This window comes from Paracoccus onubensis (genome assembly GCF_003591515.1).
Classification (GTDB): domain Bacteria; phylum Pseudomonadota; class Alphaproteobacteria; order Rhodobacterales; family Rhodobacteraceae; genus Paracoccus; species Paracoccus onubensis.
Genome location: NZ_QZCG01000003.1, coordinates 198,188 through 216,771, shown reverse-complemented (window position 1 = coordinate 216,771; position 18,584 = coordinate 198,188). Strand labels below are relative to the sequence as shown.

The following is an 18,584-nucleotide window of genomic DNA, read 5'->3' as shown; positions in this document are numbered from 1 at the left end:
TCAATCGTCGCATCATCCCATCCTCTCGCTCGAGAAGGATCCGGGCGAGGCGGGGAAGACCACCGTCTTGTTGCCGTTCAGAAACACCCGGTGGTTCGCATGCGCGTGGATCGCCCGCGCCAGAACCTGGCTTTCCACATCGCGCCCAAGGCTCACGTAATCCTCGGGCGATTGACCATGCGTCACCCGGATGATGTCCTGCTCGATGATCGGACCCTCGTCCAGATCCGCCGTCACGTAATGCGAGGTCGCCCCGATCAGCTTCACCCCGCGCTCATAGGCCTGTTTATACGGGTTCGCACCCTTGAAACTCGGCAGGAAGGAATGGTGGATATTGATGATCCGACCCGACATTTTCGTGCACATCTCATCCGACAGCACCTGCATGTAGCGCGCCAGCACGATCAGTTCCGCGCCGCTATCCTCGACGATCCGCATCTGCGCCGCCTCGGCCTGCGCCTTGTTCTCTTTCGTCACCTTGATGTAATGAAACGGAATATCGTGGTTCACCACCACCTTCTGATAGTCCAGATGGTTCGAGATCACAGCCACGATATCGATCGGCAACGCCCCGATCCGCCAGCGATACAGAAGATCGTTCAGGCAATGGCCAAAGCGCGAGACCATCACCACGACCTTCATCTTCGCCGCCTCGTCATGGAACCGGTAGCTCATCCCGCCCGATTTCGCGGTCTCGGCAAAGCCCTTGTCCAGCTTGTCCAGCGTTACCTCCTTTTCCGGGGTGAAGCTGACCCGCATGAAGAACTTGCCGGTCTGCGGGTCGTCATATTGCGAACTCGCCGTGATATTACAGCCCTGATCGGCAAGATAGCCGGAAATGGCCGCCACGATCCCCCGGGTGGATTCGCAGGCAACGGTAAGGCAGAATTTACTCATCGATGTCTCCTGTCATGAACGGGGAGGCCACGCCTGCTCCGCCAGATGCTCTGTTTTCTCTATGGCCCAAAGGCTCCGCCTTAAACGGTCAAAGCTGGAATATCTGATTGGCGACGATGACCACGGCCACGCCCGCCGCAAGCGTCAGATAAGGCAGCATCCCGGCTTTGCGCACGCTCAGGTCACGGGAGCCGCCCACGGCCAGATCCTCCAGCATTGCTTCGGGGAATTTTCCCTTGTCCGTGATATAATGCCGATAAGCGAAGACCGGCAGGATCAACGCGATGGCGATCGCGGCCGAGCGCAGCGTGCCTTCCCCCCAGACATTCGCCCCGGCGCCCAGCAGGACCGCGTTGACAAAGGCGAGAGAGCCTCCGACCCATAACAGGATCGTGGGCGCTTTCCATGGGCGATGCGCGCCACCATTGTCGATGCGATGCAGCCAGCCGGAATGCAGGTTCAGGAAGTCGAACACCAGATAGCAGCAATTCGACACAGCCAGGACAAACAGATAGTCGGACATCATCAGCAGGATCAGGTTGAATCCCAGATCGGTCCACATCGCGCTTGTCGGTGCGCCATGCTGGTTGGCGTGGGACAGATATCTGGGCAGCCAGCCATCGACCGAACCCTGATACAAAGTCCGCGACGATCCGGCCATCGAGGTCATGATGGCAAGCACCAGCGCCAGAAACAGCATGACGACCATGACCTTCGCGACGACCCCGCCGCCGCCGACCATGCCAGCCATGGCACCCGCCACTGCCGAGCCGTCAACGATGCCCGGCTGCAACATGCCCTCGACACCCAGAACACCCTGAAAACTCAGCGGCACAAGCGTATAGATCACCACACAGACCACACCGGCGGCGATGATGCTGCGGACCGTATCGCGCTTGGGATCCTTGAACTCGCTGGTATAGCAGATCGCGGTCTCAAAGGCATAGGCGGACCATGCGGCGATGAACAACCCGCCAAGGAACAGTGTCGTGCCTTCGATATTCCATGCGCCAGAAACCGGTATGATCGGCGTCAGGTTCTCACTCAGCACCGCGCCGGTCAGCAGCGGCACAACGCCCACGATCAGAAGCGGGATCAGAACGGCCAGTCCGACAACGGTCTGGATTTTCGCCGCCCGCGAGATGCCGTGATGCTGCAAGGCAAAGACCGCCAGCAGAATTCCGGTTCCGACAACCGAGGTCGTATTGATCCGCAATGTCAGGCCGGAATTGAGGAAATCGAGATTCAGAAGGGTGATTTCCCATGCGTTGATCGAGGAATCGGCTCCGAACAGCGCCGTCAGGGCATAGCCGGCCGCGAGTCCTCCGCCGATTGCCAGAACCGGTGTCCAGGCCAGCCAGTTGCACCACACCGAAAGCGGCGCGATGATCTTCGAATAACGCACCCAGGCCGCCGCGCCATAAACCGACGCGCCGCCGGATTTGCTGGGAAACAGACCGGCAATCTCGGCATAGACGAAGGCCTGCAGAAAGCCGAATGACACTGACAGCATCCAGATGATCCAGGACGGGTTGCCGATCGTGGCGGCGATCCCGCCGATCGAGAAAAGAACGAGCGCCGGCACGCCCGATGCCATCCAGAAGGCATCCTTCCAGCCGATCGCCCGATGCAGGGCGCCATTTTCCCCCGCGTCTGCATTTGCTTCGGTTGTTATTGTCATTTCGCTCTCTCTGTTGGTTATTCCGGCATTTTATTCGGATGTTTCAATCGGCTGATGCCGATCCTGTTCTGGCCGGATTTGCTGCATTGCCACCTATTCGTCGGGAAAAATCCCCGGTGAGGTGGGTTTTCCGTCATCGAACCGGGACAGGTATTCGACAATGAGCGGGCGGTTGACGGTGAAACCCTTGTATTCGGCAAGTTCGTCGGGCAGGTCGCGGATCACGCGATGCAGGCGGCGTCCCCATTTCGGCACCGTGACCAGATCCTGCAGCGAGATCAGATAGCAGCGGATCGGAAAGGCCAGTCCGTTCGAACGCGGCAGCCGGAAAAATGTCTGCAACTCGACCCGCAGATATTGCTTTTCGCCGGTATTTTCGGGTGTCAGCGTGCGTTTTTCCGGGCCCCATTTGTGGTAGTTCTCGGGGCTGGTATCCAGTCGCGGATTGACCGTCATCGTCCAGTTCAGCCGCCGCGACGGCGCGTCCTGCTGAATCGCCAGAAGGAATTTCAGCGCCCGCTGGAAAATCCCCATCTCGTGCGCCAGAGGCACTGGTGCGTGCCATTCGAAGAAATTCATCCCGATATCGAAATCCAGGCTCCAATCGGCCTGGCTGGTCACCATCCCGGCCTCCATCCACAGATTGCCATCGCGTTGATCGAGTACCGCGAAATCGCCCTGAGCCTGACGGGTGATATATTCCATCGGCCCGTAAGGCAGGGTGGTCGGATCGAGGAAGGTGAATTTGTGGTCGATCCCCAGTGGCCGGTTGATCCAGTGCCAGCGGTCGCCATCGCGATGCAGGCTGAACAGTTCGGGGTAATCCTCGGATTTCGCCTCCATGATCAGTTCCAGAAGATCCCAGCCCGCCAGTTCCATATGCGGCAGCGACTGGCAACGCAGCGGATCCTCTTTCAGGGTGATCTCGCGATCCCGCATCTCGGCGACGTAATGTTCGTCGACATCGAAGCGGTTCTCGAACGGGCTGCCCGCCCGCCCGCTTCCATGCGGTTCCATATTGACCGCATACATGTAGTCGTCCTTGTCGAAGGGGAAGGGAAAGCGCCGGATCGCCGCGGGCGAGTTGTGATAGCTGTAATCGTCGCGGAAGGTCTCGTCATTGAACTGGATGGTCATCGGTTCCTCCTGGATCGGTCAGGGTTGGAAGAAAGGACCGGGGTTCCACCCCGGACCCCGAGATATTTGGACAAAGAAGAAGGGGCCGGCGATTGCGGGACATGATGTTACCGGTCGATGATCAGTTCGCGGCCGCGGAAGCGCGACACGCAGGGCATGATCTTCGTCTGAGAGGAATGCTCGTCCTCGGACAGCCAGTGGTCGTTATGTTCGATCCGGCCGTGGCAGGAGACGACATCGGTTTCGCAGCGGCCGCAGGCCCCGCCCCGGCAGCTCCAGTCGATCTCGACCTGCGCCTCTTCCAGCGCCTCGAGCAGGCTTTGATGCGGGCCGACCGTGACGGTCCGGCCGGATTTGGCCAGCGTCACCTCGAAGGCGCGGCCGGGTGGCGGCGCCAGGAACACCTCGGAATGCAGCGAGCCGCGCGGCCAGCCCAGCCGGGCGGCGCATTGCGCCACTGCAGTGATCAGCCCTTCGGGACCGCAGGTATAGACATGGGTGCCGATCGGCTGGCGGTCGAGGATCGCGCCCAGATCCATCCTATCGCCCTCATCCGAGATATGGCTGTGGATATGCGGCAGGCGGGGCAGCAACCGCAGGCCGGCAGCCTCGCTGCGCAAGCGGGCGGCATAATGGATTTCGAACCGGTCCTGCATCCGCAGGAGTTGCCGCATCTGGGCGATGATCGGGGTAATGCCGATGCCGCCGGCGATCAGCACATGCTTGCGCGCCCGCGCATCAAGCGAGAACAGGTTCAGCGGCGTCGAGATCCGCAGCGTATCGCCCTGCCCGACATTTGAATGCATGAAGCGCGAACCACCCCGCCCGCCATCCTCGCGGCGCACCGCGATCTCATAGCCCGAACCGTCCTGCGGATCCGAGATCAGCGAATAGGCATTGCGGCGAAGCAGATCGCCATCGGGCATCTCGACCACGACATGCGCGCCGCCGGAAAACAGCGGCAGTTTCTTGCCGCCTGGATGTTCGAAGCGAAAACGCTTGACCAGTGGCGACAGGGCCTCGATCTCGGTGACACGCAACATCTGGGCGCTCATGCCTTGATCTCCTGCTTTGGGGGAACTTCGCCGGGGGTCTCGGCATCGACGCAAACGCCCTGAAATGCGGCATAGCGGCGCGAGTAATGGTCGCGCACGAACAGCGACAACCCGCAATGCGAACAGGTGAAGGGATCGGTGGTGACATCCTCCGTGATGCCCTTGCAATGCACGCATTGCATACGCCGCGCAAGACTGCCGCGATGCTCGGCCTCGATCGCCTCAAGCAGCATTCCCGCCGCCAGAGCCTCAGCGGTGGCCTGACCGATCAGCCCCTCGGTTCCGGCCAGATAAAGCCGGGTATTCATGGGCGCTTCTGCCAGAAGCTTGCGGAATCGCGGCAGGATCGAGGCGTAGCTGGCGGCCTCGACATAGCTGGCCGGACCCTGCGCCTCGAGCCGGGGCCCCAGATCGCTGCCCTCCGGGATATAGATCACGGTGGCATGGGGCAGCACCGCCGGATCGGCCGCGATCAGGTCCAGCAGCGCCTCGCCGCCGGGGCCGCTGGCAAGCATCAGTGCGGGCACGGTGCCATGCGGCGTCAGCCCGCCATAGATCGGGCGGCTGATGATCGAGGGGGTGAATTTCGTGGCTGGCATTGGCTACATATTCCCTGTCAAACGATGGGCGGGGCGGTCTTACGCCGCCCGCTGTCCCGGATTTTGCGTCAGCCCTTCGCGGTGCGGCGCTTCTTGTCCTGATCGTAGAAGGGCATCGGATGGGCGATGGCGGGGATCTGGCCACCCGAATTGCGGATCGTCAGCTTGGTTCCTTCCACCGCGCAATCGACCGGCATCCGCGCGATGCCGACATTGTGCTTGTTCAGCGGGCTGTAGAAGCCGATGGTGACGACGCCGACCTCCTTGCCGTCCTTGAGGATCACCGCGCCTTCCTCGGCCGCCTCGGTCCCTTCAAGCTTGACGCCGTAGATCTTGAAGCGCTCCTTGCCTTGCAGGCGATAATGCTCTTCCGCGCCGCGGAAGCCGGTTTTGCCCTTGGAGACGGTGAAATCCAATCCAAGTTCCCACAGCGTATCGCCGCAGGCTTCGTTCTCGAACGGGTATTTCTCGGAATTGTCATAGGGGAAGAACAGCAGATAGCTTTCCGCCCTGAGCAGGTCCAGCGTGGTGAAGCGGCTTGGGATGATCCCCATCGCCGCGCCCTCGGCTACGATGGTATCCCAGATCTCGACCGCATCCTGACGGCGGCAGAAAATCTCGTAACCGCGCTCGCCGGTATAGCCGGTGCGCGAGATGGTCACGGGTTTGCCGAACAGCGTCGTGTGGATATGGCTGAAATAGACCACATCGCGGATGCCCGGCACATGCTTTTCCAGATAATCCACCGCCAGAGGCCCTTGCAGCGAGATATCGTGCAGATCGTCATCGAACATCACGCTGACATTGCGCCCGGTCGCCGCCATGGTCAGCTGCTCATGCCCCTGCCCCGCGCCATGCACGACCATGAAGCTATGCGGACCCATCCGGTAGACCACGCAGTCATCCACGAATTTACCGGCATCGTTCAGCATGCAGCAATAGGTCGAGCGGCCCGGTTTGAGCTTTTCGATATCGCGCGTCACGGCACGGTCGATCACATGGCTGGCATGGGGGCCGAACACATGCACTTTCTTCAGACCCGACACATCCATCACCCCGGCCTTGGTGCGGATTGCCATATATTCTTCCATCTGGTCCTTGTCGTAGCTCCAGGCTGTGCCCATTCCGCTCCAGTCCTCGAGCTCCGAACCCATGGCCCGGTGCCGGTCCGCCAGAGCCGAAAATCTCCACGATGCTGTCATGACGTCTGTCCTTTTCTCGCAATGCGCCTGTTTTGAACCCGATGCGAAGCGGCGCCTGCCGACCACCCCGCAAGGTGCCGGGAAACCCTCCGGGAAACCGGATCCCGATATTCCGTGACGGATGTATCAAATATCGCGCGGCAAAATCGCGCCGCATGGCCTGCCGCCGAAACATCAGGATCCGGATGGCGGCCATCATCTGCGACCTCGCGAATAACCACGACCTCGACACCTCCCCTGTCTGGTCCAACCAGTATCATAAACTGGTTCATTCGACTGAACCTATTACAACATGGAAAATTCCTATAGGGCAATATTTTTTCGCTTGAGGAACTTTAGTGGTTGTTTTCTTGCAAATACTTTGAGCAAACAGGTGCTCGGTTTTGCACCTACGGATCACATCAGGCCCGAAAATTGGTCAACCGGAGCCCCTTATTCAGACCACGATACCCCGAATCACCCCTCCGTATGGATCGGAACGCCAAGTTCCGGGTCGGGAAATCCGGGTGCTGGCAAGAAACGGGCGTTTCCGGAAGAGACCCAGTGGACAAGCAGAAGCATCGCCCCGGCCGAAGAGACAAGCAGCATCAAGCAATTTTCCTATAGGGAATATCAAATTCCTTGAGGGAATATTCATTTCATGCTATCTACACAGTTGGATTTCCGGGGAGGGCAACCATGTATTACGCCGCTCAGCAGAAGCAGTCTCTATATGACAGGCTTGGAGGAGAAGACGGGATCCGCGCCCTGGTCGAGGAATTCTATGATATCGTCGAACAGGATGAAGCCGCGAAGGAGCTGCATCTTTTGCATCTGCAAGGTGCCGGAGTCGCCCATTCCCGAGAAGAGCAGTTCAACTATCTCTGCGGCTTCTTCGGAGGGCCGCAATATTATGTGATGAAGCACCGGCATTCGAGGCTGAAGGATATTCATGAACATGTGCCTGTCGGCGCGGAGATGCGCGATCTCTGGCTGGAATGCATGAAGAAGGCCATCACGAATCTCGGCATCGACGGCGATCTGGCGAGCCTGCTGATGCGCCATTTTTCTACGGCAGCCGAAACAGCCAGAAACATGGACTGACATATTCCGCCGGTAAAGAAACGGACCGCAGTGCCTGTAGTTCCAGGCAAACGATGCCCGCCCATCACGATAAATGCAGCAATGCAGATATCGCCTGTCAGGATATTTGGCTTTCCGCCCGATTTTCGACCCGAGCGGCGCTTCTACCGTGACTATGGGATCGTTGCGACGTGCCCTTGGCGGACATGTGAGACACCAACGTGCCACATAGATCCGTGCCGCTGTTAGGCTACGGCCCGCTTCCAGCCTGCGGCCAACACGCCTGCGCCGATCATCAGAGAACCACCGACGCGGTTTACCGTTCGTTGCACGCTTGGCTTGCGGATCGACTTTCGGGCCATCGATGCCATCAGCCCGTAAAATCCAGCGTTCAGGACTGCCAGAACAAGGAATGTCGTCTCGAAGATAATCATCTGTGGCAACAATGGCAGCGCTGTGTTCATGAACTGAGGCAGGAAGGCAACAAAGAAGATGATGCTTTTCGGGTTAAGAGCCGTCACGACATAGGTGTGCAGGAAAATCCGTATCGGCCTTTCTTTCGGCACGGCTTTGGCATCCGTGTTGGCTGCGTCCGCCGGGACCGGCGCGCGCCAGAGCTTTACACCAAGGTAAATCAGATAGGCTGCCCCGACCCATTTCAATATCGTGAACAACATGGCGGACGCCGCAAGCAGCGCCCCAAGGCCAAGCATGGAAGCTGTCATGGCGGTGAAATCGCCAAGAGCGACGCCGCCGACCGTCGCGCCAGCCGCTTTCTTGCCGTGACCGAGCGCGTAGGAGATCACCAACAATATCGTGGGACCGGGAATTGCCAGCAAGACGGCAGATGCGGCCGCGAAGGCGAGCCATTGTTCAAAAGCCATTGCGTTCCTCCTGTTGGAAGTTCGAGCAAGCCATAGGCCAGAATCCGGTGCAAGGGATTTGTGAAATATCCCCTCTGCCCCGCATAACCAACGGCACCACCACAGGAAACCTCGACAAACCTGACTGGCGCTTGGGATGCTAGCCTGACGGTTCTGCACCCCGAAAGCCATCGATCCCGCGTTTCACGAGTCGAAGTCTTATGGCCTCCGACAGCCCGGGCCTCATTCGAATGTCCGGTAAAGCTGCCCCCAACCCGGATCATGCATATGCGCCCACAGGCCCGCGCGCTCGACCAACGCGGCGGCCTCGCGCTGCCCCTGGGCAAGGGCGTCGCCGATATCGACTGCCGTGATCTTGCGATTCTCCATCACCAGACGGCCGTCGACCATCACCGTTTCGACATCCGCACCGCTCGCCTGATGGATCAGGCGATGCACCGGCATCCAGTCCGGCGTCAGATGCGGCTGAGCCATGTCCAGCACAACCAGATCGGCCTTCTTGCCGGATTCGAGCGATCCGATCTCATGCCCAAGGCCCAATGCATTCGCCGCGTCGATGGTGATCATCTCCAGCACCTTGCCGGGCGGAAAGAAAAACCGGTCGTGGTTTCGCAGCACATGCTGGACCGATTGGAACAGCCGCGCGGTCTGAAGCATGTCGAAATGACGGCTGGGCGCAGTGCCGTCGGTCGTGATCGCCAGATTGATGCGACGGGCCATCATCTCGATCACCGGTGTCGAGCGACCGGGGGGCGCATGGGTCACATGGGTGCCGGTCTCGGCCAGGATGTCGATTTCGGCGGGCGAGATCCCCCAGCAATGCTGAAGATGGATATCGGGGCCGAGAAGTGCGTTTTCCTTGTCCTGAAAGGCAAGCCGGATATGACCGGCGAAAGCGTCCGAATGCAGGCGGATACCGTATCTGCGGGCCAGTTCCCGGATCGCGCGGGCATGCATCCTGTCATCCGGCGTCAGCGTAACCGCCTGATCGGGGGTCGAGATATTCGAGGGATCAAGCGAGGGGACGATGGTGAAAGGCGTCAGATAGACGCGGATCCGGCCGTCGTCGCTTCCATCCAGTGTCTGAATGGCAGCTTCGGCGCCTTCCATCATCTCGGCAAAACTGATGCTGCGCCGCCTTGGGCTGCCATCTTCCCAACGGGTCACGTCGCGCGGCCATGGCATACCGGCAGGGCCGGTACAGATGATCTCGCGCAGGCCCATCTGCGAATAGGCGCGCGCATGGTTGACCGCGAATTGCGGATCGTCGCTGCGTGGCATGGATGAGATGATGCTGACCCCGGTCGTCACCCCTGCCCGCAGCCGCTCCAACCCCGAGACCAGCCCGTCCGCATACCAGAATTCACGCGTCGTCGCGTGGTAATAGGCGGGCGTGACGATCTTCATCCATGCCGGGCTGGTATCCGATGCAAGACTGCGGATCAGGCAATGCCCTGCATGGCCATGCGCATCGATCAGGCCGGGGATGATCAGCTTGCGCCGGCAATCGATCACCCGGTCGCCCGGCTGCCCCACGACATCGGCATCCGGCCCGACCTGATCGATCCGGTTCCCGATCACCCGAACCGCGCCATCCTCGATGATCCGCCGTTCCGGGTCGACAGGGATGACGGTGGCGTGGCGAAAAACGGTGGCGGTCATGGGAAGCCTCGTGGCGAAGAACCGGCGCAACCGGCGCCGCGGGAAGTTGCGGCGCCCGTCACCGGGCACCGCTTGGTGGAACTTGCGAGGGCCAGCTTACTCGGCCATCTTGGTGTACCAGTGACGGGCCTTGTTATCGGCGCGCAGATCGATGCTTTCCACATTGTCGCGCGTTGCCCAGGCGATGGGCTGTTGATGCAGCGGGATCAGCAGCACCTCTTCCTTGGCGATCCGCAGCGCCTCTTCTTCAAGTTTCAGCCGCTCTGCCGGATCGGTCGCCTCGGCCGCCTGTTTGACGAAACCGTCCAGTTCAGGCGAAGACCAGCCGCCATAATTCGACACGCCATAGGCGTCTTCCTTGGTGGCCAGCACCTGTGACAGCAGCGAGAACGCGTCCAATGTCGGTTCATTCGCCCAGCTCAGGTTGAACATCTCGGTATTGCCCTGTGAGCGCTTGGGCGACTGGACCGAGCGCGGGCCCATGTCGATATCGACCTGCATCCCTGCCCGTTGCAGCATATTGGCGATTCCCTGGCACCAATCCTCTTCGTTGATGCTTTCGTCATTCATGCAGGTATAGGTAAAGCGCAGCCCGTCGGCCCCGGCCTCCTTCAGCAGAGCGGCTGCCTTTTCGGGATCCGCGGGCTCGAATGTATCAAGCGATTCCGCATAGCCTGCGACCTCGGGCGCGATCAGCGACCCGGACGGGCGTGCAAGCCCGCGCATGACACGCTGGTTGATCAGATCGCGATCGATCAATGCCTCGACTGCCTGCCGCACGCGAATGTCGTTGAACGGGTTCGGACGTCCGTCGGGCAGGGTTTCGCGCCGGTTCATCGCCAGGAAAACCGTGCGTAATTCGGTCATGGTCAGAACCTTGATCGAAGGGTCCGCCTTCAGCCGCTCCAGATCCTGAACCGGGGCACTGTCGATCACATCCACCTCGCCCGACAGAAGCGCGGCGATACGGGTCGCGGCCGAACTGATCGGGATGAATTCCAGCCGGTCGATATTGTGCTGCGCCTCGTCCCACCAGGTTTCGTTCGCCAGCAGCACGGTCTTGCTGTCGGGGGCGCGGCTTTCCAGTTTGAACGGGCCGGTGCCATTGGTGTTATTGGTCGCATAGCCCTCGACGCCCGCGCCGAAATCGGTCGGGGCCTCGGTATTGTTGTTCTTCAGCCAATCGGCATCAAAGACGAAAATATTGGTGATATCGTTCAGGAACAGCGATGATGGTGTCGAGACCTCGATCTCGACCGTGTAATCGTCGATCTTCCGGATATCCTCGTAAAGCGGCATGTTGCCCTTGAGCGGCGATGCCGGGTCGGCGGCGCGCTTGAACGATGCCACCACGTCATCGGCGGTCAGTTCGGCACCATCGTGGAATTTGACCCCTTCGCGCAGCGTGAAGCGCCAGAACGAGTCGTCAACAAGCTCCCATTCCGTCGCCAGAGCGGGTTCCAGCCCGAATTCCTTGTCATAGCGGACCAGCCCTTCGTAAATGTGGTTCAGGAAGGCGAGGTTCGCCGTCGAGGGAACCGAATTCGGATCCAGCGAATAGATATCCGCGCGGGATCCCCATTTGACGACTGTCTCGGCCTGAACGGTTACGGCACTGACGGACAAAGCCAGTGCTGCCACGATGGTCTTGACGATATTCATTGAACTCTCCTGTTGGTTTTTCTGATTGGTTGGCCGGTGCGTTATCCCCTGCGCATCACGCGAAATGGCAGGCGACACAGGCGCCATCCGGCATCTGCCGCAATTGCGGCCGTTCGGATCCGCAGCGGTCCTGCGCCAGCGGGCAACGCGGATGGAACGTGCAGCCCGAGGGCGGCGCAAGCGGGCTTGGCACCTCGCCTGCGACGATCTCGCGGTTGCGGTTCGGGTCGTTTACATCCGGAATCGTTTCCAGAAGCAGCCGCGTATAGGGATGCTTGGGATCTGCGAACAGAACCTCGGTATCGGCCTGCTCGACAATCCGGCCCAGATACATGACCGCGATCCGGTCGGACATGTGGCGGACGACGGACAGGTCATGGCTGATGAACAGATAGGTCAGCCCAAGCTCGTCCTGCAATCGCCGCATCAGATTCAAGATCTGGGCCTGCACCGAGACATCCAGCGCACTGGTCGGTTCATCGCAGACCAGGAATTCCGGCTCGGATGCCAATGCCCGCGCGATCGAGATCCGCTGCCTCTGCCCGCCCGAGAATTCATGCGGGAATTTGTCGCCATCCGCCACATTCAGCCCGACGATGCCCAGCAATTCCCCGACGCGATCCTGAATCTCGGCATCGTTCCGGCGCAGTTTCAATTCGCGCAGCGGCTCGGCGATGATATTCTTGACCCGCCAGCGCGGGTTAAGCGAGGCATAGGGATCCTGAAAGATCATCTGTGCAGACAGCGGCGCGCCAGCCTTGCCCGGCGCAAAACGGCACTCGCCCCCGCTTGGCAGATAAAGCCCGGTCACCAGTTTGGCCACCGTCGACTTGCCGCAGCCTGATTCGCCCACAAGGCTCAGGCAGCCGCCGCGGGGAACCTCGAAGCTGACATCGTTGACAGCATGCAGGTAGCTGCGGCCCTGACGATACAGCAGCCGGTTCAGAAACGGCGCCGACACATCGAAGACACGGTCGAGATTAACAACTTCTAGCGCATCGGTTTGGGTGGCAGTCATTCGACGCCTCCTTCGTAAAGCCAGCAGGCGGCCTCTCCAGCACTGCTGGGAACAAGATCGGGACGCTCGCGGTAGCATCGCGGACCTGCGGATTTGCAGCGCGGATTGAAGGCGCAGCCCACCGGGATCGCGTTCAGCCGCGGCATCGAACCGTCGATCTGGTGCAGCTTCTCTACCCGCGCGCCAAGCGCCGGGATCGAGGCCATCAGTCCGCGCGTATAGGGATGGGCCGGGGTTTTCAGCACCTGCTCGACCGGCCCGACCTCGACCACACGGCCGGCATACATGACCGCGACACGATCGGCGGTTTCGGCGATCACGCCCATGTCATGGGTCACCAGCATGACGGCAGTGCCATGATCCTTGCAAAGCCGCCTGAGAAGCCCGGTGATCTGCGCCTGAATCGACACGTCCAGCGCGGTGGTGGGCTCGTCCGCGATGATCAGCCGCGGGTTCGCGGCCAGCGCCAGGGCGATCACGACGCGCTGGCGCATCCCGCCCGAAAACTGATGCGGGTAATGGTCGATCCGCTCGGCAGGCCCGGGAATGCCCACTTCGCGCAACAACTCGATGGCCCGCGCCCGCGTCTGCGCGCGCGTGATGCCCTGTCCATGCTGGCGAATGGTTTCGGACAATTGCGCGCCGACCGTAAACAGCGGATTCAGCGAGGTCAGCGGATCCTGAAAAATCGCCCCGATCTCGCGGCCGCGAACCTGTTCCATCTCTCGGTCGCCAAGGCTGTCGATCCGGCGACCCGTCAGCAGGATTTCTCCGCCAGCGATATGACCGGGACGCTCAAGCAATCCCAGGATCGCCGCGCCGGTCATCGATTTGCCCGCGCCGCTTTCGCCTACGACGCCCAGAATTTCGCCCGGCTGAATCGTCAGCGAAACGTCATTCAGCGCGGTCAGCGTTCCGTGACGGTTCGGGAACTCGACCACCAGATTGCGGACCTCCAGACAGGGCTGTCCTGCATCAAGCATCTTGGCTCTCCTTTACCGGATAGCTGGGGGGAAAGATGTCCTCGACCGGGGGATGCTCCCATGTCCGCGCCGGATATTGCGCGACCAGCCGGTCGTATTGCGCCTGCGCGCGGTCGCGTGCCGCCTGCATGTCGATGCCCGCGACGTCGCCGCCGCGCATCGACAATCGCCCGTCCACGAAAACCGCATCGGTCATTTTGCCCGATCCGCCGACCACCAGCGTCGTCACCGGATCGACCGAAGGGGCCATGATCACATCGTCCAGCCGGAAAACCGCAAGATCGGCCTTTGCCCCCGCCGCGATCCGTCCGATATCGTCGCGGCCAAGCGCCCTTGCTCCGCCCAATGTCGCCGCATCGAACAGATCGCGGCAGGCAATCCGCTCCGGCCCGCCGTCATTCATGCGACAGGCGATCAGCCCGACCAACAGGTTCATCAGCATGTCGGGCGGCGATGTGTCGGTGCCCATGGCGATATTGATTCCCATGTCACGCAGCCGCGAGAAGCTTTTCAGGCTGCTGCCGCTGCGGGCCGAAACCAGCGAGCAATGCACGACCGAAACCCCGTGCCGCGCATAATGGGCAAGATCCTGATCGGTGGCATTGGTCGCATGAGGCGCGATCAGCCGGTCGTTCAACAACCCCTCTTGCGCCAGCCAGTCCGGGCCGGTGGTGCCGTAAAGCTTCCGCAGCGTTTCGGTTTCCATCGTGCCCTGCGCCATGTGCAGACGCACCTTCACATCCAGATCCCGCGCCCGCTCGAATGTCGCCCGCAGCAGATTTGCGGTCGATGTCTCGACCCGGTCTGGCGCCAGCAATCCCTGCACCAATCCCTGATGACGGCCCGCCTGCCGGGCGATGTAATCAGCGGCATCGGCCAGTCCGCGCAAACCGCGTTCCTCGTCGAAATGCGGGCGCATATCGCCGGGGCCGTGCAGCACCATCCCGCCCGAGCGATAGGCCGGGCTCAGATAGACCCGCAGGCCCAATTCGCCCGCCGCCTCGGCAGCGGCATCGAATTCCGCCACCGTCTCGCCCCATTCCCGATAGAACAGCGATGCGATGGGCGCGGCTGTGGTGATGCCATTCAGCAGAAGCTGGCCGAAGGCGAAACGTTTCTGAAAGGCGAGTTCCTCGGGGGTATACATCTCGTAGGGGCCGCGCTCGACATAGGATATCGGCCAGACGCGGCCTTTCTTCCATGACGGAAAGTGATCGATGCCCAGCAATGTCGTGTCCAGATCGGACAGCGCATCCAGATCGATCAGTCCGGGCGAGATCAACGCCGCGCCGAAATCGATACGGCGGGCGACCTCGCCCTGAAAACCGTGACCGGCGAAGATCACCCGGTCATGCTCGATCACGACTTCGCCGCGCTTCAGCATGACAGGTTGGGTGCCATCATGGGCCAGAACCCAATTGGCAGTCAGCAGGCTGCGGCCATCGGGACGCACGCCCAGTTCCAATGCGGCAAGGGAATGACGGTCCATGATCAGGGCATCTCCACAATGCAAAGCCCGTCTCGCGCCACGACGCGCCCGCCCTTGACCACCAGCGGGCGCGGCGCGCGGTTCACGACGGCATGGGCGACGGTCTGCCCGTCCAGCAGGGTGAAATCGGCCTTGCAACCGACCCCGTATCCTTCCAGCCGCATGACATCGGCTCCGCCCTGCGAGACGATCTCCAGCGCCAGCCGCAGATCAGCGTCCGAGCGGAAGCCGTTCCGCATCCCGATCACCGTCGCGCGGTCGATCATGTCAGGCTGGCCCCAGGGCCCCCAAGTATCGCGGATACCGTCACATCCCGCGCCCACCCGGATCCCCGCCTCGCGCAGCCGCTTGACCGAGGGCACCGTAGCCGAGGGCGCACCGGTGGTCAGGATGGCGATATCCAGTTCGGCGATCTCGTCGATCAGCCTGCCGACGCGCAGATGGTCGTTCATGCCAAGCGCAAAAGCATGGCTGATGGCGAATTTGCCCTGCATGCCATTGGCCCGGACCCGTTCGAAGATCAGTTCCATTGTGAAGGCGCCAAGCTCGCCCGCCTCATGCAGATGAATGTCGACGCTCACGCCATGCTTCACCGCCAGCGCGAACAATGCGTCAAGCTGCCCCTTCGGGTCACGATCGATACCGCATGGATCGATGCCACCCAGAACCTCGCAGCCGGAAGCCAGCGCTTCGTCCAGCAATTCAAGCGTTCCGGGCATGACCATCAGGCCGGACTGGGGAAAGGCCACAATCTCGATATCGATGATGCCGCGCAGTTTCTCGCGCGTTTCCTGCACACCTTCGACCAGCCGCAACCCGTGGGTGGGATCGATGTCGACATGGCTGCGGATATGGCTTGCACCATGCGCCGCCAGCCCGATCGCGTGCCGCATGGATTGCCGGTGCGGATCGATGCCGATCCCGATCCGGTTCTCGCGTTCGAAATCGATCCGGCTTCGCAACACGGCCTCGCGGTCGTTCTCGTGCCAGTCCATGCCCCAGGTGGTCTTGTCCAGATGGGTATGGGCGTCGATCAGGCCCGGCCAGAGGATCGCATTGCCCCCATCCTCGACGGTAACGCCATCCACCGCCTTGATCCGCCCGATTTCGGCGATCACGCCGTTCCGGATCAACAGGTCTGTAGCATCAGCGCCCAGCGGACGAATATTCTTCAACAGCAGATTGGACATGCGTGGATTACCTCAGCTTTGGATTAAGGGCGTCGCGCAGCCAGTCGCCCAGCAGGTTCACCGAGATGACCAGCAGCGACAATTGCAGCACCGGGAAGATCACGATCCACCACATGCCCGAGAACAGGTACTGATTGCCGATGCGGATCAGCGTCCCCAGAGAGGGCTGCCCCGGAGGCATACCGATGCCCAGAAAGGACAGCGTCGCTTCGGTCAGGATGGCCATGCCAAAGCTGAGCGTGGCGGCGACCAGCACCGGGGTCAGCGTATTGGGCAGGATGTGCCGCGCCATGATCCGCCGCGACGAGACGTTCAGCAGCTTTGCCGCCATCACATATTCCTTGCCCTTCTCGACAATGCTTTGGGCGCGGACGGTCCGGGCATATTGCACCCAGCCAGAGATGGTGATCGCCAATATCAGCACGGCCGACGCGCCGATTTCCCGCAGGTCGGGCGGCAGCATCTGGCGCACCACGGCCGAAACCAGGATCGCGATCAGGATCGTCGGGATCGACAGGACCACATCGCCGATCCGCATCAGGATATTGTCCAGGATGCCGCCGAAATATCCCGCGACCAGACCGATTGTCAGCCCGATCATCAGCGACAGCGCGACCGAGACGATGCCGATCATCACCGATGTCCGCGTGCCGTAAAGCATCACCGACAGCATGTCCCGGCCCTGCGTATCGGTGCCCAGAAGATAGGGCCATTCGGAACCATCCAGCCAGATTGGCGGCAGCTCTGATTTCCACATGTCCAGCTGCGCCGGATCATAGGGGTTCTGTGGGGCGATCAGTGGCGCCAGAAAGGCGGTGACGATCAGCAGCAGCAGGATCGCCAGCGCGATCCGCGCCGAGAGCGAATGGGTAAAGGACCACCACAGGTCACTGGATCTTGCACGGGAAAACCGCGAGGGGCGTACGGATATCGTATCGGTATCGGCCATGGGATGATCCCCTATTTCGCGTTGCGCAGGCGCGGATCGATCATCGCGTAACTGATGTCGACCATGGTGTTCAGAAGTACGAAGATGAAGGCAACGATGCACAGATATGCCGCCATCACCGGGATATCGATGAAGGTGACGGCCTGGATGAACAGCATCCCCATGCCCGGCCACTGGAACACCGTTTCGGTGATCAGGGCGAAGGCGATCAGCGTGCCGATATTCATCGCGGTCAGCGTGACGACCGGCATCAGGCAGTTACGCAGGGCATGGCGGAAATAGATCCGGTGACGCGGGATGCCACGCGCCCGGGCGAATTTGACATAATCCGAACGCATCACTTCAAGCATCTCGGCCCGCACCAGCCGCATGATCAGCGTCACCTGATAAAGCGACAGCGAAATCGAAGGCAGGATCAATGCCGTCAGGCCCGATTGCGTCAGGAATCCTGTCGACCACCATCCCAACTGGACCACGTCCCCGCGACCGAAAGCCGGCAGCAGGCCCAGCGTTACCGAGAACACGAGAATCAGCAGGATGCCCACGACGAAGCTGGGCAGCGAAACACCGATGATCGATCCGAATTGCAGCGCCTCGGAATACCAGGTGCCGCGCTTGATCGCCGTCAGAACGCCCAGAGGCAGTCCGATCAGCAATGACAGAATGGTTGCAACGATGACCAGTTCCATCGTGGCGGGAAAGCGCTCGGCGATCAGGCCAAGAACTTCCTGCCCGTTGCGGTAGGAAATGCCGAAATTGCCCTGCGCCGCATTGGCGACGAAGCGCAGATACTGCACGAAGAAATTATCGTTCAGCCCCAGCCTTTCCCGCAGCGCATCACGGTCGGCCTGCGTGGATTGCTCGGTCGACATCATGTCCACCGGATCGCCTGCAAGCTGGAATATCAGAAAGGCCAGGAACGAGACGGCCAGCATCACCAGCGCCGCGTTCAGAAGTTTCTTGATGATAAATACAAGCATCGGCTATCTTCGCTCCCCCCGGATGGTGTCAGCATGGACACTCCGCCGGATTGGCGCGCATGACGTCCCCATGGCCCGGATGGACGTAACTGCCCATTTCTCCCTGTACCGCCCTTTGGCTGTTTGTCTGCTTC

The 18,584-nt window shown here is 61.0% G+C and carries 16 protein-coding genes; 1 reads left to right on the top strand and 15 read right to left on the bottom strand.

Annotated features, from left to right (window positions below; all coding sequences use genetic code 11):
• Positions 1-12 precede the first annotated feature (12 nt).
• From purU to D3P04_RS06030, 6 genes are all read right to left on the bottom strand, one after another.
• Positions 13-897, bottom strand: a complete 885-nt coding sequence (gene purU / locus D3P04_RS06055) for a formyltetrahydrofolate deformylase (RefSeq protein ID WP_119746915.1) — start codon at positions 895-897, stop codon at positions 13-15.
• Positions 898-985: 88 nt separating this feature from the next.
• Positions 986-2,578, bottom strand: coding sequence for an APC family permease (locus D3P04_RS06050; RefSeq protein ID WP_119746913.1), 1,593 nt, complete (start codon positions 2,576-2,578; stop codon positions 986-988).
• Positions 2,579-2,671: 93 nt separating this feature from the next.
• Complete coding sequence (locus tag D3P04_RS06045; protein ID WP_119746911.1) at positions 2,672-3,715, bottom strand: heme-dependent oxidative N-demethylase family protein; 1,044 nt, start codon at positions 3,713-3,715, stop codon at positions 2,672-2,674.
• 107 nt (positions 3,716-3,822) lie between these two features.
• Positions 3,823-4,770, bottom strand: coding sequence for a PDR/VanB family oxidoreductase (locus tag D3P04_RS06040; RefSeq protein ID WP_119746909.1), 948 nt, complete (start codon positions 4,768-4,770; stop codon positions 3,823-3,825).
• Entirely contained in the window at positions 4,767-5,369 is a 603-nt protein-coding gene (locus D3P04_RS06035; protein ID WP_119746907.1) for a dimethylamine monooxygenase subunit DmmA family protein, read from the bottom strand. Before D3P04_RS06035 ends, D3P04_RS06040 begins: the two co-directional genes overlap by 4 nt.
• 68 nt (positions 5,370-5,437) lie before the next feature.
• Positions 5,438-6,571 (bottom strand): aminomethyltransferase family protein, encoded by a 1,134-nt coding sequence (locus D3P04_RS06030; protein WP_119746905.1) that lies wholly within the window; start codon positions 6,569-6,571, stop codon positions 5,438-5,440.
• Between the two features lie 678 nt (positions 6,572-7,249).
• On the opposite strand from D3P04_RS06030, the gene D3P04_RS06025 reads away from it, so the two are divergent.
• Positions 7,250-7,654, top strand: a complete 405-nt coding sequence (locus tag D3P04_RS06025; protein WP_119746903.1) for a group II truncated hemoglobin — start codon at positions 7,250-7,252, stop codon at positions 7,652-7,654.
• 224 nt (positions 7,655-7,878) lie between these two features.
• On the opposite strand, the gene D3P04_RS06020 is transcribed toward D3P04_RS06025, so the two are convergent.
• From D3P04_RS06020 to D3P04_RS05980, 9 genes are all read right to left on the bottom strand, one after another.
• Positions 7,879-8,517 carry a LysE family translocator gene (locus tag D3P04_RS06020; protein WP_119746901.1) on the bottom strand — a complete coding sequence of 213 codons (639 nt, stop codon included), beginning with the start codon at positions 8,515-8,517 and terminating at the stop codon, positions 7,879-7,881.
• A 222-nt stretch (positions 8,518-8,739) separates the two neighbouring features.
• The gene (locus D3P04_RS06015; protein WP_119746899.1) at positions 8,740-10,179 is read right to left on the bottom strand and encodes an amidohydrolase family protein; all 1,440 of its coding nucleotides are present in this window, start codon (positions 10,177-10,179) and stop codon (positions 8,740-8,742) included.
• Positions 10,180-10,275: 96 nt separating this feature from the next.
• Positions 10,276-11,841, bottom strand: a complete 1,566-nt coding sequence (locus D3P04_RS06010) for an ABC transporter substrate-binding protein (RefSeq protein ID WP_119746897.1) — start codon at positions 11,839-11,841, stop codon at positions 10,276-10,278.
• A gap of 55 nt (positions 11,842-11,896) precedes the next feature.
• The gene (locus D3P04_RS06005) at positions 11,897-12,859 is read right to left on the bottom strand and encodes an ABC transporter ATP-binding protein (protein WP_119746895.1); all 963 of its coding nucleotides are present in this window, start codon (positions 12,857-12,859) and stop codon (positions 11,897-11,899) included.
• Positions 12,856-13,842: an ABC transporter ATP-binding protein gene (locus D3P04_RS06000; RefSeq protein WP_119746893.1), complete on the bottom strand. Its 987-nt coding sequence runs from the start codon at positions 13,840-13,842 to the stop codon at positions 12,856-12,858. Before D3P04_RS06000 ends, D3P04_RS06005 begins: the two co-directional genes overlap by 4 nt.
• The gene (locus D3P04_RS05995) at positions 13,835-15,331 is read right to left on the bottom strand and encodes an amidohydrolase family protein (protein ID WP_119746891.1); all 1,497 of its coding nucleotides are present in this window, start codon (positions 15,329-15,331) and stop codon (positions 13,835-13,837) included. Before D3P04_RS05995 ends, D3P04_RS06000 begins: the two co-directional genes overlap by 8 nt.
• A 2-nt stretch (positions 15,332-15,333) precedes the next feature.
• On the bottom strand, positions 15,334-16,521 hold the full coding sequence (locus D3P04_RS05990) for an amidohydrolase family protein (RefSeq protein WP_119746889.1): 1,188 nt from the start codon (positions 16,519-16,521) through the stop codon (positions 15,334-15,336).
• Positions 16,522-16,528: 7 nt separating this feature from the next.
• On the bottom strand, positions 16,529-17,470 hold the full coding sequence (locus tag D3P04_RS05985) for an ABC transporter permease (RefSeq protein ID WP_119746887.1): 942 nt from the start codon (positions 17,468-17,470) through the stop codon (positions 16,529-16,531).
• An 11-nt stretch (positions 17,471-17,481) separates the two neighbouring features.
• A complete protein-coding gene (locus D3P04_RS05980; protein WP_119746885.1) occupies positions 17,482-18,450 on the bottom strand; it encodes an ABC transporter permease in 969 nt (322 codons plus the stop codon).
• Between the last annotated feature and the right edge of the window lie 134 nt (positions 18,451-18,584).